Annotated in this window: 17 protein-coding genes, 1 tRNA gene and 1 other RNA gene; 5 read left to right on the top strand and 14 right to left on the bottom strand. The window is 50.9% G+C overall.

The genetic code is table 11. The features are described 5' to 3' along the window. Nucleotides 1-89: 89 nt before the first annotated feature. The 8 genes from UNDYM_RS07170 to UNDYM_RS07135 all read right to left on the bottom strand — a co-directional run bounded on the left by UNDYM_RS07170 (nucleotide 90) and on the right by UNDYM_RS07135 (nucleotide 10,070). Entirely contained in the window at nucleotides 90-1,583 is a 1,494-nt protein-coding gene (locus UNDYM_RS07170; protein ID WP_162040428.1) for a DEAD/DEAH box helicase, read from the bottom strand. A gap of 6 nt (nucleotides 1,584-1,589) precedes the next feature. Continuing rightward, nucleotides 1,590-1,666, bottom strand: a tRNA-Ile gene (locus UNDYM_RS07165). Nucleotides 1,667-1,833: 167 nt separating this feature from the next. Further along, on the bottom strand, nucleotides 1,834-4,605 hold the full coding sequence (gene rpoD, locus UNDYM_RS07160) for an RNA polymerase sigma factor RpoD (protein ID WP_232063789.1): 2,772 nt from the start codon (nucleotides 4,603-4,605) through the stop codon (nucleotides 1,834-1,836). A gap of 537 nt (nucleotides 4,606-5,142) precedes the next feature. Then, nucleotides 5,143-6,936: a DNA primase gene (dnaG, locus tag UNDYM_RS07155; protein ID WP_162040427.1), complete on the bottom strand. Its 1,794-nt coding sequence runs from the start codon at nucleotides 6,934-6,936 to the stop codon at nucleotides 5,143-5,145. Between the two features lie 50 nt (nucleotides 6,937-6,986). Continuing rightward, a complete protein-coding gene (locus tag UNDYM_RS07150) occupies nucleotides 6,987-7,433 on the bottom strand; it encodes a GatB/YqeY domain-containing protein (protein WP_162040426.1) in 447 nt (148 codons plus the stop codon). 240 nt (nucleotides 7,434-7,673) lie between these two features. After that, a complete protein-coding gene (rpsU, locus tag UNDYM_RS07145) occupies nucleotides 7,674-7,886 on the bottom strand; it encodes a 30S ribosomal protein S21 (protein ID WP_005877634.1) in 213 nt (70 codons plus the stop codon). A 273-nt stretch (nucleotides 7,887-8,159) separates the two neighbouring features. Further along, nucleotides 8,160-9,359, bottom strand: a complete 1,200-nt coding sequence (locus tag UNDYM_RS07140) for an NAD(P)/FAD-dependent oxidoreductase (RefSeq protein WP_162040425.1) — start codon at nucleotides 9,357-9,359, stop codon at nucleotides 8,160-8,162. A gap of 78 nt (nucleotides 9,360-9,437) precedes the next feature. Then, the gene (locus UNDYM_RS07135; RefSeq protein ID WP_162040424.1) at nucleotides 9,438-10,070 is read right to left on the bottom strand and encodes a TetR family transcriptional regulator; all 633 of its coding nucleotides are present in this window, start codon (nucleotides 10,068-10,070) and stop codon (nucleotides 9,438-9,440) included. A 414-nt stretch (nucleotides 10,071-10,484) separates the two neighbouring features. Between UNDYM_RS07135 and UNDYM_RS07130 the strand changes: the two genes are divergently transcribed. The 3 genes from UNDYM_RS07130 (at nucleotide 10,485) to UNDYM_RS07120 (ending at nucleotide 14,842) form a co-directional block, all read left to right on the top strand. Beyond that, nucleotides 10,485-11,144, top strand: a complete 660-nt coding sequence (locus UNDYM_RS07130; RefSeq protein ID WP_162040423.1) for an O-methyltransferase — start codon at nucleotides 10,485-10,487, stop codon at nucleotides 11,142-11,144. A 49-nt stretch (nucleotides 11,145-11,193) separates the two neighbouring features. Continuing rightward, nucleotides 11,194-12,060 carry an SDR family oxidoreductase gene (locus UNDYM_RS07125; protein WP_162040422.1) on the top strand — a complete coding sequence of 289 codons (867 nt, stop codon included), beginning with the start codon at nucleotides 11,194-11,196 and terminating at the stop codon, nucleotides 12,058-12,060. A 511-nt stretch (nucleotides 12,061-12,571) separates the two neighbouring features. Beyond that, nucleotides 12,572-14,842, top strand: a complete 2,271-nt coding sequence (locus tag UNDYM_RS07120) for a TonB-dependent receptor (RefSeq protein ID WP_162040421.1) — start codon at nucleotides 12,572-12,574, stop codon at nucleotides 14,840-14,842. Nucleotides 14,843-15,220: 378 nt separating this feature from the next. Here the strand turns inward: UNDYM_RS07120 and UNDYM_RS07115 are convergent, their stop codons facing one another. Then, nucleotides 15,221-16,060: a transposase gene (locus tag UNDYM_RS07115; protein ID WP_162040420.1), complete on the bottom strand. Its 840-nt coding sequence runs from the start codon at nucleotides 16,058-16,060 to the stop codon at nucleotides 15,221-15,223. Between the two features lie 313 nt (nucleotides 16,061-16,373). Between UNDYM_RS07115 and UNDYM_RS07110 the strand changes: the two genes are divergently transcribed. Together UNDYM_RS07110 and UNDYM_RS07105 are read left to right on the top strand one after the other, a co-directional pair. After that, on the top strand, nucleotides 16,374-17,087 hold the full coding sequence (locus UNDYM_RS07110) for a hypothetical protein (protein ID WP_162040419.1): 714 nt from the start codon (nucleotides 16,374-16,376) through the stop codon (nucleotides 17,085-17,087). 101 nt (nucleotides 17,088-17,188) lie between these two features. Further along, complete coding sequence (locus tag UNDYM_RS07105) at nucleotides 17,189-17,695, top strand: hypothetical protein (protein WP_370529449.1); 507 nt, start codon at nucleotides 17,189-17,191, stop codon at nucleotides 17,693-17,695. A gap of 640 nt (nucleotides 17,696-18,335) precedes the next feature. On the opposite strand, the gene UNDYM_RS07100 is transcribed toward UNDYM_RS07105, so the two are convergent. The 5 genes from UNDYM_RS07100 to ssrS form a co-directional block, all read right to left on the bottom strand. Continuing rightward, nucleotides 18,336-18,923: a hypothetical protein gene (locus UNDYM_RS07100; RefSeq protein WP_162040417.1), complete on the bottom strand. Its 588-nt coding sequence runs from the start codon at nucleotides 18,921-18,923 to the stop codon at nucleotides 18,336-18,338. A gap of 100 nt (nucleotides 18,924-19,023) precedes the next feature. Then, the gene (locus UNDYM_RS07095; protein WP_162040416.1) at nucleotides 19,024-19,557 is read right to left on the bottom strand and encodes a hypothetical protein; all 534 of its coding nucleotides are present in this window, start codon (nucleotides 19,555-19,557) and stop codon (nucleotides 19,024-19,026) included. 13 nt (nucleotides 19,558-19,570) lie between these two features. Beyond that, complete coding sequence (gene ybiB / locus UNDYM_RS07090) at nucleotides 19,571-20,572, bottom strand: DNA-binding protein YbiB (protein WP_162040415.1); 1,002 nt, start codon at nucleotides 20,570-20,572, stop codon at nucleotides 19,571-19,573. After that, complete coding sequence (locus UNDYM_RS07085; RefSeq protein WP_162040414.1) at nucleotides 20,569-21,030, bottom strand: EVE domain-containing protein; 462 nt, start codon at nucleotides 21,028-21,030, stop codon at nucleotides 20,569-20,571. Before UNDYM_RS07085 ends, ybiB begins: the two co-directional genes overlap by 4 nt. Before the next feature lie 127 nt (nucleotides 21,031-21,157). Next, nucleotides 21,158-21,338, bottom strand: a non-coding RNA gene (ssrS, locus tag UNDYM_RS07080) — 6S RNA. Between the last annotated feature and the right edge of the window lie 50 nt (nucleotides 21,339-21,388).

Here is a 21,388-nt window from a genome sequence, read left to right as displayed (position 1 = left end):
TAGCGACGCCCGGCCCAACCTACGACATCACATATACATTCAGCAAAGTCATCAACTTTGCCATATCCAAATCAGGTCTTGGGAAAAAATCAGCTCTTGGGAAACCCACCCAACAAAGCCGCACGCTTTTGTGGCTTGGCTGGTGTGCTGTTACTCGATGGCGATGCCATCGACGCTGTCGTATTGTTGCTGCTTGAACTCGCACCTGAACTTGGTTCGTAAGGCTTGAGGAACCAGGGATCGACTTTCTCTTTCGGTGGTTGATAGCTACGCGTTGGGCGCTCGCTTCTTTCGCCACGGTCAGACCTGTCAGCGCGGTCACGACCAGAACGATCGCCCTGCTCACCACGCTCACGCGGTGCACGGTGTTCTGGCTGATGTACGGATGTCGCCACAAAACCGGCCAGATGCAGGCGCACGATTTTTTGCTTGATCATTTTTTCTATATCGATCAGCAGACGCTCATCCTGATCGGTGTGCAGGGAAATCGCATCGCCCTTGGCACCGGCACGACCAGTACGGCCTATGCGGTGGACATAGTCTTCTGCGTTATACGGCAAGTCAAAATTGATGACGCAAGGCAGCTCGGCAATATCAAGGCCGCGTGCGGCCACGTCAGTTGCCACCAGCACTTCAACCTCACCTTGCTTGAAGGCCTCCAGTGCCGCCATACGTTCTTGCTGTGACTTGTCACCGTGAATTGCAGATGCTTTGACACCTTGCTTGACCAGGTGCACAGCCAGGCGTGAGGCACCTATCTTGGTGTTGGAAAACACGATGACTTGCTTCAGGCCGCGTTCACGGATGATGAAGGAGACGGCATCACGCTTTTCTTCCGTCGATACCTTGTACAAAATCTGCGTGACATTATCAGCAGTAGCATTGCTGCGTGCCACTTCTATGGTTTGCGGATTGGTCAGGAAACTGGCAGCGAGTTTTTTGATCTCTTGCGAGAACGTCGCAGAGAACATCAGGTTCTGGCGCTTTTTGGGCAGCAGGTTGATGATGCGCTGCAAGTCAGGCAGGAAACCCATGTCCAGCATGCGGTCAGCCTCATCCATGACCAGTATCTGGACCTGCGACAGGTTGACGGTTTTTTGCTGTACGTGATCGAGCAAACGGCCAGGTGTAGCAATCACAATCTCGACGCCGTTACGCAAGATTGCCGTCTGCGGTGCCATGTCCATGCCACCGAATACGACGGTAGAACGCAAAGGCGTGTGACGGGAATAAGCTTTGACGTTTTCTGCGACCTGGTCAGCCAGCTCCCTGGTCGGCGTCAAAATCAGTGCGCGCACAGGGTGGCGTGCCGGCGAAGCACTGCTGCTTGCATGTGCCAGCAACAACTGGATGATAGGCAGTGAAAAACCTGCAGTCTTGCCTGTGCCGGTCTGGGCGGCGCCCATCACGTCACGGCCTTGCAAGACAACTGGAATAGCCTGTTCCTGAATCGGAGTTGGATGCACATAACCCTGATCTGTCAGGGCACGCAAGATTTCTGGCGCAAGACCAAAATCGGCAAACTTTACCGTAGGGGTAGCTTGCTCATCAGAGGATGTAGCTGGGGACTTGATATCAGTCATGGTAGTTGGTGGGCCCAGCAGGACTTGAACCTGCGACCAACGGATTATGAGTCCGCTGCTCTAACCAACTGAGCTATGGGCCCAATTCTTTCTGCAAGCTCTGCCTGCTTTAATCTGAGGTTAATCCAGTTTGGAAAAATACTTCAGGTTTTGCAGGTAAAGCCAGATGATGCCGCCTGCAAAAAATTGCGCCAAATTTCAGCACAACAATTTCAATGGGCACCGGAAAACCGACACCCATTATATAACATTAATTACCTTCGAGGAAGCTCTTGAGCTTATCCGAACGTGACGGATGGCGTAATTTTCGCAAAGCCTTGGCTTCTATCTGGCGAATACGTTCTCTAGTCACGTCAAATTGTTTACCTACTTCTTCGAGGGTATGATCCGTGGACATTTCAACGCCAAAACGCATGCGCAATACTTTTGCTTCGCGCGGCGTCAAGGAGTCGAGCACGTCTTTTACTACATTGCGCATCGATGCGTGCAGGGCAGCATCGGCTGGCGCCAATGTGTGATTGTCTTCGATGAAATCGCCCAGATGGGAATCATCATCGTCGCCTATCGGTGTCTCCATGGAAATCGGCTCTTTCGCAATCTTCATGATCTTGCGAATTTTATCTTCCGGCATTTCCATCTTGATCGCCAGCGTTGCAGGATCAGGCTCTACACCTGTCTCTTGCAAAATCTGACGCGAGATACGATTCATTTTATTAATCGTTTCTATCATGTGCACTGGAATACGGATCGTGCGTGCCTGATCGGCGATAGAACGGGTAATGGCCTGACGTATCCACCATGTTGCATAGGTCGAGAATTTATAACCACGACGGTATTCAAACTTGTCGACTGCCTTCATCAAACCGATATTGCCTTCCTGAATCAGATCCAGGAATTGCAAACCACGATTCGTGTATTTCTTGGCGATCGAAATCACCAGACGCAAGTTGGCCTCGGTCATTTCACGCTTGGCTTTGCGTGCCTTCATTTCACCGGCAGACATCTTTTTATTGATGTTGCGCAGATCAGGCAAAGGCAGGACGACACGGGATTGCAGGTCTATCAGTTTCTGCTGCAGTTGTTGCACTGAAGGGATATTACGGCCCAGCACAGCACTGTAGGAATGACCGGAATTCACTTCGCCTTCAACCCAGCTCAGATTGGTTTCATTACCAGGGAAAACCTTGATGAAGTGAGAACGTGGCATGCCGCAACGATTGACTACCACTTCGAGTATCTGTTTTTCTACATGGCGCACTTCATCAACCTGACCACGCAAGGTATCGCATAATTTTTCAACGACTTTTGCGGTAAAGCGTATGCCCAGCAGCTCCCCGGAAATCGCTTCCTGCGCCTTGACGTAAGTCTTGGAGTTATAGCCCTCTTTTTCGTAGGACTTGCGCATCTTGTCAAAATTCGTCGCAATGATTTCGAATTTTGCCAGAGCATCGCGCTTCAGTTGTTCGAGTTGCTCAGCAGAGATAGCAGCTGCGCCAGCGGCACCGCCATCATCGTCTTCTTCTTCCTCTTCTTCCTCTTCGTCCTCTTCATCTTCTTCAGACGATTCTTCGGCAGCAGCGACCACTACCGGCGCAGCCTGCTCATCCGCATTCGGATCAACCAGGCCATCGACGATTTCATCGATCTTGATTTCATCGGCAGCGATACGGTCCGCCGCAGCGAGGATTTCTGCAATCGTGGTTGGGCAGGCAGAAATCGCCTGTATCATGTCTTTCAGGCCTTCTTCGATTTTCTTCGCGATGACGATTTCGCCTTCACGCGTCAGCAACTCGACCGAACCCATTTCGCGCATATACATGCGCACAGGGTCAGTGGTGCGACCAAAATCAGAATCGACCGTAGAAAGTGCAGCTTCAGCAGCGGCTTCAACTTCATCATCATCGGTCGTGACAGTGACGACGTTATCCGACAACAACAGGGTTTCAGCATCAGGGGCTTGCTCGTAGACGGCCACGCCCATGTCGTTGAAGGTACCGATGATGCCTTCGATGGCTTCAGGGTCAACAACGTTTTCTGGCAAGTGATCGTTGATTTCTGCAAACGTCAGGTAGCCACGGTCCTTACCCAGTTTGATCAGGGTTTTCAGTTTCTGGCGACGGCGCTCGAGTTCTTCTTCTGTCGCTTCAGGATCAGAAGAGAAGGCATCTTTGAGCAAAGCCTTTTCTTTGGCCTTTCGGTCTTTTGCCTTGGCCTTGTCTATGGCTTTCATCTCGGCGCGCTCTACTGCATTGAGCGCGGCGATTTCTTCATTCTCAGGCTGGTATTCTTTTGGCTTGCGACCACGGCGGCCAGGCACCTTCACCCCGGGCAATACATAGCCGGAGGTGTCAATCGCGGCAAGCACCGCAGCATCGGTCGTCTGGCTTACGGTAGGCGCAGAACCGGTTTTGATTTCCTGCACCTCTGGTGCAGCTTTCGCTGAATTCTTGGTTGGCTTAGTCACTGTCTTTGAATCGGTTTTGTTAATTGTCACAGAAGCTTTCGATGATACGGATACTGGTTCTGGCCGGGCTGCAGATGCACTCCTGGTTTTTCCACTGAGCTGGGATTCGGCCGCTTCTGCTGGCTGACTCCCTTTTTTTGCCGGTGGTGTCGCATTCTTGCCGCTCACTTCCTTACCAGCCGTTTTTGTCGCAGACGCGGATACTGCATCCGTGTCTTTGGCTTTTGTTGCCGTTTTCAATACTGCTTTACTTGTTGCCTGTTTTGCTGCCTGCGTCACCTTGACGGTCTCGGCTGCCAGTGAGGTCTTTATCACTTTAGGCGCTTTAACGTCTTTCGCAACCCCTTTTTGCTCCGCTGTTTTGTCTGTTTTACTGACAGTCACAGCCTTACTACTCGTACTCCGTGCAACAGACGCTGCAGCCGTCTTTGCCTTGGTGCCAGCACTTGCCGCGGTTTTTACCGCTTTGCTCGTTGCAGTGGCAGGCGCTTTTTTGGGTGCGCTTGCCACGGCTTTTGTTACCGTAGTGGACTTCAGGGTTTTCGCGGGTTTCTTCATTGCGCTAGCCATTGAATCAAACCATCCGGTACTGAGGAAGTCGCCTGTGGGCACATCACAAAAAAGAAAATGCGCTGCCAGCAGATCTGTTGATCGGCATCGCAGAGCAAAATCTGGTTTGTTGCAGACTTCCCGAGTCTCAGCGCCAGTGTTTTGGGTTACTCGGAGGAGCATTACGCTCACCTAAACAACACATCCTGTGCAAATGCAAAAAGCTTCGCCCAGAATGAAACAACCTAAGACCTTGAATCGAAAGCCTTTAATTATACCACGCGGGCGTACTTTACTCCAGCCCAAGACTGTGCATATATCAACTTAGTGAATAAATTTTAGGCAAATACTGGGTAAAAAAGAGGCAAAAACCCTGATTTGCAACGCACCAACTTGTCAAATTATTTAGCAAATAATTAAATAATTTGATCTTCGCCCTGATCTCAATAGCAGAAATGAAGCCAAAATCAAAAATAACAAGACCAGACCTCAAACTCTGATGATCGCGCAACACGGAATATGGCTCAACCGAAAATTGTTTTTTACTTAACGCAATGCAGCTTCCGCTGCCGCCTGTTTTTTAAGCTGGTCTTGCAATTGCACAATTTCGCGATAGCGCGCCATGTCTTCAGGCGTACGCAAACCACGCGCAGCCAGACTCTCTGCCTCAGCACGCAAGACTTGATGGCGCATCTGACGCAAGGCCCCGGCCAACTCCAACCTGACGATATCAATATCAGTTTCTGCCTGCTCTGCGATCTCGGCGATCAAAACATCAAAATCTGAGCCTCCCGAGCGCAATTGCTCGGACAATGCCGCAAATTGTGCATTTTCACCCATGCTCTGTGCGGTAAATACCAGACTGCGCAACATGTCGGCCCCATCAGGCGCAAGGACGGCAGCATCAGCCAGCACATTTTCATCAAGCATCATGGCCAATGAAGGATGAGCGACAAGGATGCGCATGATTTGGCGCTCCAGCCCAACAGGCGCATTGCGCTTGCTTTTTGGAGGCGCCAGTTTGATACGCGCCACTGGCTGACTGAGCTCGAACATGGCTTCTATTTCGGACGGGCTGGTTTGCGTGACCTGCGCCAGATTGCGCACCAGTTGCAAACGCATGCCAGACGATTGCATGGCTTGCAACAGTGGCTTGGCATCAAACTGGGTGCGGGCGCGCCCTTCTGCCGTACTCAAATCATTGTCGCCTATCATTTCGCGCATAAAGAATTGCGACAGCGGCATCGCATCGCGCACCTCCTGCTCAAAGGCATCCGCACCAAATTCACGGATATAACTGTCAGGGTCATGCTCCTTGGGCAAAAACAGGAACTTGATGACCTTGTCGTCATTCGCATGCGGCAGGCAGGCATCGAGTGCACGCCTGGCCGCACGGCGACCCGCACTGTCGCCATCAAAACTGAAAATCACGTGATCAGTCTGGCGCAAGAGTTTTTGCACATGGGTAGGCGTACAAGCCGTACCCAGGGTCGCTACCGCTTGCGGAAAACCCATTTGCGCCAGCGCCACCACATCCATATAACCCTCAGTGACCAGCACATAACCAGCTTCACGGATAGCCTGGCGTGCTTCAAACAGGCCATATAATTCCAGGCCCTTTTGAAATAGCGGGGTTTCTGGCGAGTTCAGGTACTTGGGCTCACCCTGCTCCATGATGCGGCCACCAAAGCCTATGATCTGGCCTTTGGTATTACGTATCGGGAACATGACGCGATCGCGGAAGCGGTCATAACGCTTGCGGCCACCACCCTCTTCCTCGCTTTTATCGATGACCAGGCCAGCCTCGACCAGGGCCGGGATATTGTAATCAGCAAAAACACTGCGCAAGCCATCCCAGGCATCCGGGGAAAAACCAAGACCAAAGCGTGCCGCTATTTCACCGGTCAAACCACGTTTTTTCAAATAAGCGATGGCTTGCGGCGCGGTACGCAATTGCTGTTTATAGTATTCACCTGCCTTGGTCATGACCTCTGACAAGGCCAGGCTTTTTGCCGTAACTTCTGCACGCTGCGCAGGCAAGAGCCGGTCTTCTTCTGGCACGATCATGCCATTGTTTTGCGCCAGGTCGCGGATGGCATCCACATAGCTGAGCCCGGAATATTCCATCAAAAAACCAATGGAACTGCCATGCGCACCACAGCCAAAGCAGTGATAAAACTGCTTGGTCGGACTGACGGTAAAACTTGGGGATTTTTCGTTATGAAAGGGGCACAAACCCATATAGTTTGCGCCACCTTTTTTGAGCTGCACGTATTTACCCACCACGTCGACAATATCAACGCGGGCCAGTAAATCCTGTATAAAACTTTGTGGTATCAACGCAGGACGCCAGCTAAAGGATAAAACAAAAGTCTAAGCAAATGACCAGATTACTTGGACAATGCCGCTTTGACCAGGCCAGAGACCTTGCCCATGTCGGCACGACCAGCCAGTTTTGCCTTCAATACATCAATCACTTTACGCATATCTTGCGGGCCGGCTGCGCCAGTTTCTGCCACGGCAGCAACCACGGCTGCCTGCACTTCTTCATCTGACATCGCGGCTGGCATATACACAGACAAAACAGCCAGTTCAGCTTTTTCTATATCAGCCAAGTCCTGACGACCACCTGCTTCAAACTGGGTGATGGAATCTTTACGCTGCTTGAGCATTTTTTCTATGATGGTCAGGATCATGCCATCATCCAGCTCTACGCGCTCATCGACTTCTTTTTGCTTCATCGCTGCCGTCAGCAAGCGGATAGTGCCCAGCTTGACTGTTTCTTTGGCGCGCATGGCAGCCTTCATGTCATCGGTGATCTGCTCTTTCAAACTCATAAGCTGCTCCTGAAATTATTTAAATGAATTCCGCGCAAACTTGCACTGGAATCACATACCAGCCCGGGCACGTGCAGTGCGACACGCAATACTTGCATAGTACTTGCACAGCGCCGGCACAATACCCGAAACAAAGACAATAAAGCCCGCTGCGGCTGACCGGAGCGGGCATGCAAACCTAAGCTTTAATGCACCAACAGCGATGAGGCATCCGGCAAATTGCCAGACACAACAGCTGGATTAGTACATCTTCTTAGGCAATTGCTGACTACGAATACGTTTGTAGTGACGCTTAACAGCTGCAGCCAACTTACGTTTGCGTTCTGCTGTTGGCTTCTCGTAGAACTCGCGAGCGCGCAATTCGGTCAACAGACCGGTCTTTTCGATAGTGCGCTTGAAGCGGCGCATGGCAACTTCGAACGGCTCGTTTTCTTTAAGGCGAATTGTGGTCATGTAAGTTCAAACCATGGAAAGATTTATAGGAAGACCGAGATATTAACAGGAAAATTAAATTAATGGAAGGAAGTTGATTAAATCTTGCGCAAAAACCTCTGCATGACAAAACAAGACCATCAATATCCGCTCCCCATTCACCTGGAAATTTCGATATTTTGAGGAGTATGTGCGCGATCTCCATGCATTACAGACTAATAAATGAAATGCAAACCAGCATACTGCCTCCGTGTATTATAACAGGCAAAAATACAACACCGCTCTTACAACACTTTATATCGCCAGTCCGGCGGCTGTACCGGAAGCCCAGGCCCACTGGAAATTATAGCCACCAAGCCAGCCCGTCACATCGACTGCCTCACCGATAAAATACAAGCCAGGCACTTTGTTCGCCATCATGCTTTGCTGGGACAACTCACGGGTATCGACACCGCCGCGTGTCACTTCAGCCTTGCGGTAACCTTCAGACCCATTCGGTATCAGTTCCCAGCGGTTCAGCTTTTCACCCAGCAGGCGCAAGCGTTTGTCCGGCATGTCCGCTACTCTGGCATCACCAGCAAAACCATGGGCAGTCAACAACCCATCAACCAGGCGTGCAGGCAGGTATTGCGATAAATGATTTGCAAGATTCTTTTTGATCGTCGATTTATTGCCGACCAGGTCCTCTGCTACATCCACTTCTGGCAAGAGATTGATGCGTATGGCTTTGCCAGGCCCCCAAAAGCTGGATATCTGTAATACCGCCGGGCCAGACAAACCACGGTGAGTGAACAGCAAATCCTCACGGAATACCGCGCGGGATTTTTTCTCGCCAGTCTCTATATCTACTTCCAGTGAGATACCAGACAGGGGTACGAAAGGCTCCCAGGCCTTGGCGTCGAAAGTCAGAGGCACGAGGGCCGGACGTGGCTCTATGATCTTCAGGCCAAATTGGCGCGCTACCTTATGGGCAAAGTCAGTCGCGCCTATCTTTGGGATGGACAAGCCACCACAGGCGATCACCACTTGCGCAGTGCGGATGACACCTGCACCGGTTTGCAGCAAGAAACCACCCAGCTCCTGTTGTTGCACCTCATCGACCTTGCAGCCCATGCGCCAATCGACCTTGCCAGCATCACATTCAGCCTTGAGCATACGGATGATGTCTTCAGCGCTGTCGTCACAAAACAATTGGCCTTTATGCTTCTCATGCCAGGCAATCTGATAGCGCTTCATCAGGGACAAAAAATCTTGCGGTGTATAACGCGACAAGGCGCTTTTGCAAAAATGCGGGTTCTCGGAAAGAAAATTATTCGGCCCTGCATGCAGGTTAGTGAAATTACATCGCCCACCGCCCGAAATACGGATTTTTTCAGCCAGTCGGGTGGCATGATCGATCAATACCACACGCTTGCCACGCTGGCCCGCAACGGCTGCGCACATCATCCCGGCAGCGCCTGCGCCTATCACGGCAAGATCAAATTGATTACTCATGGTATCTACTTTCGGTACTTTCAAAAATTCAGGCGAGATTGTAGCTTATGGCCGGCGCAATGAATCCGGCAGTTCGGCTCAATCTGACTGAATGCCCTTGAGATAAGCACAAAACATATCCGCCATGGCATCGGCATAGGTTTTGATTTCTGCCTTAGTGCGGCGTGTGCCAGAAAAACTGCTGCCTACTGAACTCAGGGTCGTGGTGACCAGGTCACCAGCAAGCGTGCGCTTGGCTGCAGATGCCGCGGGCAACACTTCATCCATAAATAGCTCGATAGTCCGGTCTGCCGAGGCCCGCATTTCTTGCGCCTCAGGCGCGTCGCGGTAAAGCGGTGCGGCGTCACTGAGCGCCAGACGTGTTTCAGCCTCTTCACATTCTGAACGTATGAAAGCATGGACCAGTATGCGCAGGCGTTCAAGCGGTGGCTTGCTGGTGTCTTCAAGAATGCGGCGCAACATCTCGGTAGTCTGTTGCCACTCGTCGGTTTGCAGCCGGAACAGAATCGCGGCCTTATTCGGGAAATATTGATAAACCGAACCTATGCTGACCCCTGCCCGCTCTGCCACTCTCGCCGTAGTAAAACGCGTCACGCCTTCTTGCGCCAAAACCTGAACTGCCGCCTGCAGGATTGCCGTTACCAGACCTGCCGAGCGTACCTGTTGTGGCTGCTTGCGGGTGGAAACCTGAGGACGGCGGCGGGTAGTCATCGTGTAAGAAACCGTAGAAAACGAACAAGAAAATGGAAAATCCATCCTGTGAAAATGCGATGAATCCATCACATCTTAACCCAAGCTGTGCCTTCACTCAATCAGCTTGCAATCTACCCAAATCATTGCAATGAAAGCAATTTCACACCAAGGCAAAACCTGAGCTTTGATCTGATGACATGTCATTCAAAACCTCTGTTATCGCCACCCGACAGACAAATTCTTATAACGAATCAAAGACTTATCCAATAGCGCAGGCCAGGGCAAAAACGCGAGGCCCAATGCGATTAGTCAAGCTGAATCATTGACCGTATCATTTTTCACCAATGCGACGAATTAATCGCGTTTTATTTTTAATCACCTGCATGGCAGGTGGCACACATATTTGCACTCAATTCAGAACCGGATACATTCATGACCAATACACTTACTTCACCCACACTGGCGGCCTTGCTTGACCGTCTGTTCAGGCAAGCCGATGCTGCGACCAGCCCGGCCATTGCCAGCATCTCGCGTGAAGAACGCGAACGCCTGATGCACAGCAAAACCGAATACCTGGATTTTTATAGTTTGCTGAAAGACCTCTGGCTGCCAGTCTCACGCGAGACAGGCGTGCTGCTCTACATGCTGGCACGCAGCAGCAATGCCCGCAATATCGTTGAATTTGGCACGTCCTTCGGCATTTCCACCCTACACCTGGCTGCAGCATTGCGTGACAACGGCGGTGGCCGCCTGATCAGCAGCGAATTTGAGCCATCGAAGGTGGTGCAGGCACGCAAACATCTGGACGAAGGCGGTCTGGCTGATCTGGTCGAGATACGTGAAGGCGATGCATTGCAGACGCTGGCAACAGATCTTCCCGCATCCATTGACCTGTTATTACTCGACGGTGCCAAGGCGCTCTATAGCGATGTCCTGATGCTGATTCAAAAACACTTGCGTCCGGGTGCGCTGATCATCGCCGACAACGCGGACTACAGCCCTGATTACCTGGCCCAGATACGTGCACCAGGCAGTGGTTACTTGTCCTTGCCATTTGGCGACGAAGTAGAAGTATCGATGTGGCTGGGCTGAATTCTCACAAACCCTCAAACAAACCATAATTAGATTTAAGGAAAATATTATGCACGTATTTGTCACAGGAGCCGCCGGCTGGGTAGGCTCTGCAGTAGTTCAGGAATTGATCAACGCAGGTCACCTGGTAACCGGGCTTGCCCGCTCTGCCGAAAAGGCGACCGCACTCGCTGCAACGGGTGCAAAAGTCTTGCTCGCCAGGCTGGAGGATCTTGATGCGCTGCGTACAGCAGCAGACAAAGCTGACGCCGTCATTCACACCGCGTTCAATCATGACTTTTCAAAATTCATAGCAAATTGCGAGCAAGACCGTCTAGTCATCGAAGCCTTGGGAAGCACACTGGAGGGGTCAGACCGCCCGCTCATCGTCACTTCCGTGCTGTCTGGAATGGCGCGTGGAGCAAGTGAACTGGATTTGCCCAATCCGGGTTCACCGCGCAAATCAGAACCGACGGCCCGTACACTGGCTGAACGCGGCGTACGTGCGGCGACAGTCCGGCTAGCGCCATCAGTTCACGGCCTTGGCGATTATGGCTTCGTGCCTATGCTGATACGACTGGCAAAGGAAAAAGGTGTCTCCGCTTACCTGGGCGACGGCCAAAACTGCTGGTCTGGTGTTTACCGGCAAGATGCAGCGCGGGTCTATTGCCTGGCACTTGAGCAGGGTGTGACTCAAGCGGCTTACCATGCCATTGCCGATGAGAGCATTCCCTTCAAAGCCATCGCTGAAATGATAGGTCACCACCTTGGCTTGCCAGTTGAATCGCGGGAAGCAGAACATTTTGGCTGGTTCGCAAAAATGGCAGGTGCCAACATGGCTGCCTCCAGCGCCGGGACCAGAGAGCTGCTGGCCTGGAAGCCTGAAGGCCCGTCCCTGCTCACAGACCTGGACCAGGCCGCTTATTACATGAGTTGACCACACTGACTGACATTTATTTCAAGGAAACTCCTTCAAATACCTTGGCAAGCTGCTAACAGCGGTTGCCAAGGTTTTTTGTCTTCCAGCTGCTTCAGCAACATGAGGATAGCCGAATTAGCAGACCAGTTTTTTTCAAGTCCCAGATATGTCATGAAAAATTTTATGGCAATTGTCGTCTGCAGCAAGTCCACTTTCCATTCTCGCCTCCCGCCTTGCCCCATTTTCAGGCAAAAAAATCTGCAAACCGGGAATTCTGTTCAGCAACATTATTGTTTGAAATTAGCAACATTCTTGCAGCAAAAAGCTTATTTCCTTATTTGGATTTAAGTAATTCTTGACTTGTTTGCTGGCTAGAGAGATAACAGATTCGCCGCACCGCAAACGATTACGCAAACGTTTGCGGTGGCGCTCGTAGCGAAATCCCCGATTTCACCACGCCCCATTTCAGGGATGGTGCAAGTGCACCATTTCAGAACATCATCGATTAACATCAACTTGGGAATTTAACATGCGCAAAACTATTTCTCAGCAATTGCACAAGGGGGTCAGCCTCAGCGTGATCGCCCTGGCGGTTGCTGCAGCCTTCCCCATGCAGGCTGCCTGGGCTCAGGCTGCCACGCCTGCAGCAAAAAATGATGGTACGCAACTGGAAACAGTCATCGTTACCGCCAACCGTCGTGCAGAAAACATCAAGGAAGTACCGATGTCCATTTCTGCCATCAAAGGCGAGGCTCTCGATACTTACAATGCCAGCGGTCAGGATATTCGTTTCCTGGCGGCGCGCGTACCCAGCCTGAACGTAGAATCCGACTTTGGCCGCTCCTTCCCACGCTTCTATATCCGTGGTCTGGGCAATACCGATTTCGATCTGAACGCATCCCAGCCAGTTGGCCTGGTGTATGACGAGGTCGTGCAAGAAAGCCCTATGCTGAAAGGCTTCCCGGTATTTGACGTAGATCAGGTAGAAATTCTGCGCGGCCCACAAGGCACGCTGTTTGGCCGCAACTCGCCAGCCGGTGTACTGAAGTTTGACTCTGCCAAGCCTACCCGCCGTTTTGAGGGTTATGGCAATATCGGCTTTGGTAACTACAAGGCGATCAATCTGGAAGGTGCGATCAACGTACCACTGAATCCAGACTGGGCAATGCGCTTCTCGGCACAATCACAAACACGTGATGACCGCGTTACCAATCCACGTTCCACCGGTGAGAAAAACCTCGAAGGCTACCGCGATAACGCCGCCCGCCTGCAATTCTCGTATAAAAACGGTGATTTCAGCGCCCTGGTGAATTTGCATGGCCGCGACATGTCTGGCAATGCCACCCTGTTCCGTGCCAATATCATACAAAAAGGTACGAATGAACTGGTACCTGGTTTTGACTATGGCAGCTACCCTACTGACGGCCTGAACAGCCAGAAGCTGCAGTCCTCAGGCGGCAGCTTGCGTCTGCGCTGGGATTTGCCAGGCATGAGTCTGCATTCCATCACTGCGTATGACAAGGCAAAATTCTATAGCCGCGCAGACGTCGATGGCGGCTACGGTGCATCCTTCATGCCAACCATGGGCCCAGGCTTTATCCCCTTCCCTGCTGAAACCGCAGATGGCTTGCCTAGCCTGAAACAGATCACGCAAGAGTTCCGTGTCGAGTCCAATACCAAAGACCCATTGCAATGGATCGCCGGTCTGTACTACTTCAGCGAAGACCTGCAAGTAGACAGCTTTGACTACAATTCCTTCGCACCAGGTAATCCACAGGACGGCTATGCTGTTCAACATCAGAATGCAAAATCCTGGGCCGCTTTCGGTACTGTGAACTATGCAGTCAATGACCAGTTCAAGCTGCGCGGCGGCCTGCGTTACACCAGCGACAAAAAAGATTTTGACGCGCAACGTACCTGGACACCTGGCACGGCATTTGGCACACCTGGCACACCAGTACTGCGTGCCAACCCTTCTGCGACCAACATCAGCTGGGACCTGGGTGCCAACTACACACTGGATAAAGCAACGTCCGTGTTTGCCCGTATCGCTACAGGTTATCGTGCACCAAGCATACAGGGTCGCGTCCTGTTCGGCGACAGCATCTCTGTAGCCAACTCAGAAAAGACCCTGTCTTTCGAAGCCGGTATCAAGAAAGACATCCTGGATAACACGGCACGTATCAGCGCCACTGTATTCCAGTACACGGCCAAAGACTTGCAACTGACCGCTGGCAGCGGCGCAGTGAACCAGAACAAGCTGGTCAATGCTGACAAGGCCGTTGGCCAGGGCTTTGAAATGGATTTGCAGGCCAACCTCAGCCGCAACTGGAAAACCACCTTGGGTATCAGCTATAACGATACCGAAATCAAGGATGACAAACTGTTCGTCGCCCCTTGCGGTAACGGCTGTACAGTGACAAATCCTGCTGGCCCGGTCAAAGGCACAGTGCTGATCGGTGGCAATCCACTGCCACGCGCACCTAAATGGGTAGGTAACTTCTCACTGCGTTATTCCACACAAATCGGTGAAGGCACGCTGTATGCCAATACCGACTGGTCTTACAAGGACACTTACAATATGTTCCTGTATGAAGCCAAGGAATACAAAGCCAAGTCCCTGCTCGAAGGCGGTGTACGCGTAGGCTATATGTGGGCTGACGGCAAATATGAACTCGCTGCTTATGGTCGCAACATCACCAACAAGCAACAAGTCATCGCCGCGATCGACTTCAACAACCTGACAGGTATCCTGAATGAACCACGCAATTTTGGCGTGCAGTTCAAGGCTAACTTCTGATCTTTGTTAAGCTGATAAAAAACGCCGGAGTGATCCGGCGTTTTTTTATGGGTGCACGTTAAAACAGATTTGTCGTGGCAGGGATCATGGTTATACGCCACCCATGCATTAAGTGAATCCAGGGAATATAAAGAGTTCAAAAGTAAACCTGCCTGATTTCGCTGTCGATTGGGTTTCACTGGCAATGTGAAAGAATGAGTACTCCCTGGTTTTGTGCGGTCAAGGAAAAATTCAAAATCGCATTTTTATGCAACTGCTATTTGCAATTGAAAATGAGAGCGTCAACTCATCACCTCAATCCGCAACTGTCATCCTTGTGCATGCCTGCAAAAGCCGATATCGATTGATCAGATAAAAATGCAATGCACTGTGCCATTCTCATTGCGCCTCGAATTTTCGCACCGCCCGGCTAACCGTCATGTAATGCACAGTAAAAAATTCTGCTATTTCTGCCATGGTGTAAGCACCGGAATGATAGGCACGATACATGGCCTCATCTCGATTTGTATATTGCTGCTGGTAAGTAGCTAGAGGGAGTGCAATGGAACGGCGATGTGCCAGCGACACTTCACGCAGATCTTCAGGCCGCAATTGATGCTGGTATTTTTCGACAAACTCATCATCGCCCAATAGCAACTGATGTCTGGTCGCCAGCAGAGGTGATGGCAAGCCCACTCCTTCCAGCACAAACTTTGCATAGGCAACACGCGCCCGTTTGCGGCTTTTACCAAACTGCCCCAGCAGCCAGTCAGTATCAAGCCACTCTGGCGCATGCTTGTCGTTCATGCAGTAGTCATAGCTACTCCACGGCCAGTCTTCTGGCAGGTCCACCATTTTTGCACGTACGGGATTAAGTACAACGTAGCGTGACAACTCTAATAGGTGCGCTTCTTTTTGCACCAGGATAGCCTTGTACCTGCCCTGGAACAAATGCCCGACTTGCTTGTGCTTGCGATTGAAACGCTGGGTGTACAAGCCATTGAGCTGGCGCATGCCGCGCGACAAATTACCATCCACGGTTTCTACCAACAGATGATAATGATTACTCATCTCGCAGTAGGCATGCACTACCCAGTTAAAGCGGTCACAGACCTCTGCCAGCACAGTCAACCACTCTTGCCGGTCTTCATCATCAATATAAATGTCCTCACGCCTGTCTCCGCGAGAAGTGACGTGATACAAAGCTCCGGCGAATTCTACACGTAGGGGTCTGGACATGGTTTAAACATAGCACATTTTGCGGAAAATGTTGGAATGTTAGAACTGACCCCATTTTCGTTGGTAAGGAAATAAATGCGCTAGAATATGCATTGGCTGGTGGTAAGGAAGTTGCGACAAATCATGGAATAGCGAACGATGGAGCCGGATACCTGCTCAATTACCAAGGAGTTGGGCCAGGGTATACCTATGTTCCCAACGCTACTGCGATACTTTCTAATACGAACCCACTGGCCGGGCAAGTTGATGGACTTAACCTTTATTACAATCTTTACCATTACGGCAGTCCAGTCAAACCGACCAAGGAAGTAAATTGAAAATGAATCGACGAGATATTTGTCTTTATATTGGGACAGTTTTAACTGGCTCTTTGGGAATTATGAAAAATTCAAATGCTGAGGCATGGGTGATTGATGATGGAGAATCAGAGATTACTCCTATCTACACGATGACTCACACAGACGGTCAGGATTTTACCTTTGTCCGTGCAGACTTTTGGTTTTGGGATTCCAAGAAATCTATCAAGCTAGCACCAACTGGTTCAATCACTGTCAATGGGATTGAGTTGAAAGGTGAATCTGGCTTGAGAGGGACGATCACGTATGTTGGAAAAGTTCCTTTGACCGAAGGAGAATTGACGTTCAAGCTGATTCGTAATGCAAAGCAATCAATGACACACACCTTTGTCTTGCCAACTTTGAATATTCTTGAGTACCCAAAAAGTTATAAGCCTCATGAATCCATTAGGGTGCCAGTCAAACACACGTTGTCAGCGCTTGGAAAAACTACTTATGACATGATAATACGTACTCCGCAAAGGGAATTCGATCTTACAAGTCAGATCCAAGGCGATTATCTAGACTTTATACCGATCATTAAATTACCTTTGCCTGTCGGTATATTTGAAGCGAGAATATTTAAGCAGCATCGAACGCCATTGAGAGATATCTCGGATGCAAGTAAAACTGGGTGGGCAGTGGCATCAAATGGGAAAAATTTCAAGGTGGAAATCTTGGACCCAAATTAAGAAGCTGTTGCGAAATTAAATTAAGGAAAGTCTGATTAAGTTCTAATTTTCTCAAATTTGAAATCATGTTCCGGCTAAAGTATGAAACATGCTGCCGGAACATGATGATCTTCATACAAGCCAACCTGAGCCGTAACTGGAAAACCACTGTAGGTATCAGCTACAATGATACTGAAATCAGAGATGGCAAACTGTTCGTCGCCCCATGCGGTAACGGCTGTACAGTCACCAACCCTGCGGGCCCTGTTGCTGGTACGGTACTGATCGGTGGCAACCCACTGCCACGCGCACCTAAATGGGTAGGTAACTTCTCACTGCGTTATTCCACACAAATCGGCGAAGGCACTTTGTACGCAAGCACAGACTGGTCTTACAAAGATTCCTACAATATGTTCCTGTATGAAGCCAAGGAATACAAAGCTAAATCCATGCTCGAAGGCGGCCTGCGCCTGGCTTACATGTGGGCTGACGGCAAATACGAACTCGCTGCTTATGGTCGCAACATCACCAACAAGCAACAAGTCATCGCCGCCATTGACTTCAACAACCTGACAGGTATCCTGAACGAACCACGCAACTATGGCGTGCAGTTCAAGGCTAACTTCTGATAGCTTGTTAAGCTGATAAAACGCCGGAGTGATCCGGCGTTTTTTTATGGGTGGCACGTTACACCTGAGAGTTGGCAGCACTGCGTGAGCCAGAGATTGGGGTTGGATCACAAGCCATCAGAACTGATTGGACACGCAGTATCTGCCATCACAATCGTTATTTTACAATGAGTCGTCTGCAATGCGAGCCACAAGGGGTTGGAACCGAATCCGGTAGCCACAGATCTGCCCATCACTTGGACGCAACGCGGTACTGAGATGCTTCTGGAGTAGCTGGGCTATTTGGGCGAAATCCAGCTTGATGTTTCGCTAGAGCCACATGGCTGACTGGTGCGATTCACGCAACCAGGAAGATGGGGTCAGTTCTAACATTCCAACATTTTTATCCACGAAAATTCAGCATTTCTCAAAGCACGCGGAGACGCTCGGCGGCGCGTAATCGTTCGCCGGATTGAAAATGTTGGAATGTTAGAAATGACCCAATTTTTTGGAGCAGATAACGCTGTTCCTTGCCCCTGGCCCTCGTGGGTACTGGGGCACGGATTCTAGCGCTGGAAGTGACGCTTGACGGTTGAGCTGCGGGCTGGCGCACCGAATGCCTCAATGGCGAGCACCATCATCATGAGAGCAAGGAAGCGCGTCATCTGATATCAAGCTTTAAACGGTCAACCTGTGCCTGAAACAGTCTAACCGCCGCATCCACTCGCGCACTATGGCTACGCACACTATCACTTGAAGTGGGCCGCGCATCCTCGACCGCCTGCAGCCACGAAGCGACCAGGTCCTTGATTTTCCCTCTTAGCATGGGGCTATAATCTTCCATGGCAAGCAATTTATCATAGTCACTAACTGTCTCTTGCTTGGCCCATTCAACCGTCTTCAGCCTCTCATCCACACCGCCAGGGCTAGACATGAAAGTCTTCCAACTCAAGGTCACAATCAACAGACTGACTATACGGCCATTGACAAAGCTCTCAGTCGCCGCCTTGTTGGCTTTTTCGTTGTCCAGTTTTTTTTGGGATAGCCGCGCTGACTCAAGCTTGTCCGGCTCAGCCTTGTCGTCCAACTCTTTCTTTTTTGGGGAATCTATATCAGCTTGTTTGGCTGAAGCATCGAAACACTTCAAGCGCTCTTTTTGAGACTTGATCGACACACAGTCAGCAGCATAACTCACACCACACGCCAGCACAGCAGCAGAAAAAACAATCGCTAACACCGAAGCCTTCATTCTCATCCCCATAAAATTTACATTTATTTATGTGTATTTGCAAACCGATCCCGACTTCGTCGTTCAATGCCATGTGCGCGCCTGCACGCTTATATCAGAACTACTCCCGCATCCACTTGAGCATTTTGGGAAAAGCAGGCTTACCTTCTTTCTCTGCACGTACCGCCCCCAGGCTCAAACCCGCCCACTCCAAAAACGGCAGGCCAATAAAATTACCTGATTCAAAAGTCTCTATCAACCAGCTGGAATCATCCTTGTAACCATTTGGATGAAACACAAAATCCAGTGGCAAATCAAGTTCCCTGGCGACCGCCAGTGACCATAAAATAGCGGCTATCTCTTCGCCTTGGGGTGGCCAGTCCTTGTCTTGCTGATCGCTGCCTATGAGTGCACGATTCGCAGATGGTGTCACCGCCAGGTGCCCGGCTTCATGCACCATATCGCCAGGATATTTGAGTTTGCTGTAATCGACATAAATGCAGCCAGGCCCCAGATCAAGGCCGGGCAAAAACGTTGCGTGCTGCAGTTCACGCTCAATAACCGCGATACCTATCCTGTCAAGAAAATTCAATACCTTATCCAGACGCGGGTCATCGCGCACACCGGGATTAATTTCTGCGATATCGGTTTCCATCATAAATTCAGCCTTAGCTTTGTTGTCGCAAACGCTGTGCAATGCTGGCGCAATGCTCCACTTGCACAGTAATATTTTCAGGCACGGCAATCTCACCCGCCAGTACGGACCTGATCCATGCCGCAGTCGTATTGGCATCTATGCTGCCAGGTACAGCAGGCACTTCCGCCAGGGGCTCTTGCTGAGCGGGCACCAGGGTAGTTCCCTGCCCGGCATGAAACCAGTCTATCTGCTGGGCCCGGCCCGTGCTGGCGACAGCTTCACCCTCGGTACCACGCATGAGGAATACATCCCCAGCTTCAACAGGTGCGCAGCGGGAAAAATAGTCTTGCAGCATCAGCAGATATTCTGGATGGGTGTAAGAACTCAGGCGCAAGGCAGGCACGACAAAAGGTTGCAAGAGTTTGACCAGGGTATGGGTGGAGTTGCGCACACCCAGGATACGGCGCAAACTCAGCAAATGCGCCATTGCGGGCGATAAGGCGTCTATGGGCATAAAGGCTGGCTGCTTTTGCTGCAACTGTTCCAGCACTTGTTCTGAGCTGGTCACCAAAGGCAGGCCCAGGGCCTGGAAGATCTCAGCCGTGGCGACCCGTCCGGTATCTGTGCGTACACCGTGCACCAGCACAGGTACACCGCGCTGCGCCAGCAGCAAAGCCAGCAAAGGCGTCAGATTGGCTTTCTTGCGGGCGCCATTGTAAGTGGGTATGACTACCGGGGCATAAGGACTATCTGCAGGTGCTTGCAGCGGAAAAATATACGGTTGCGCCGCCTGCAGGAAGCCAGAAATTTCTTCTATGGACTCGCCTTTGATGCGCATGGAGAGCAAGATACCGCCCAACTCCAGGTCAGATACCCGTCCAGCCAGCATGGCGGCATATAAAGTCGCCGCATCGGTCTGTGTCATGCTGCGCGCGCCATCTTTGCCGCGACCTATTTCCTTGATGAATTTGGCCGCGGCAAGGGGCTCGACCGACTCTGTCGCAAAATTTGCAGTGAATGGAGAAAATTTCAAACCTGTTCCTTCAACAGTTTCTGTATGAAGCGCCACTCATCTGGCTTGACTGGAGTAATCGACAGGCGGCTGCCTTTTTGCAGCACCGTCATATCCGCGAGTTCAGGGTAAGTCCTGAGTTCTGCCAGGCTCAGCAAGCGGGTCTTGCGCTTGGCCTTGACATCCACCATCATCCAGCGCGGGGTTTCCTGGGTCGCTTTGGGATCAAAGTATTTACTGTCTTTTTCAAACTGGGTGTGATCAGGGTAAGCAGTGCTGGCCACCTCGGCCAGACCGGCGATGCCAGGTTCAGCGCAACTGGAATGGTAAAACAGCACACCATCACCTACCTTCATGCCATCGCGCATGAAATTACGTGCCTGGTAATTGCGTACGCCAAACCAGGGGATGCTGGGCAAAGCCAGTACATCGTCAATACTGATCTCATCCGGTTCAGACTTCATCAACCAATATGCCATGGTGAGCACCAGCAAAGTCAAAAGGAAATTGTCGCACATTTATGTAGCGACGACATCAGTACGATAAACATCATGGATAGATCAGGCACAAAAAAACGGCTGTCATAAAAATGACAGCCGTTCAGAATAAGTCCCCACCGATGCCGCTATGCCGGCATCCTGAACCTGAGCGGTTCAAGTTGGCCACGGTCAATTCAATTTCGGGTTCATCGGACTAGCGACGCTCACACCCATCGAACAATGTTCCACGGCCTATGCACTAAAATGGTTCAAGGAATATATGGCATTGGCGAACACGGCAGGGAACTAAAGTGTACCCTGAAATGCCCGCACATCGCTAGCTATTTTGATTAAATTA

The organism is Undibacterium sp. YM2 (assembly GCF_009937975.1).
GTDB lineage: Bacteria > Pseudomonadota > Gammaproteobacteria > Burkholderiales > Burkholderiaceae_D > Undibacterium.
The sequence above is the reverse complement of the archived record's forward strand: the minus strand, read 5'-3'. Positions and strand labels throughout refer to the sequence as shown.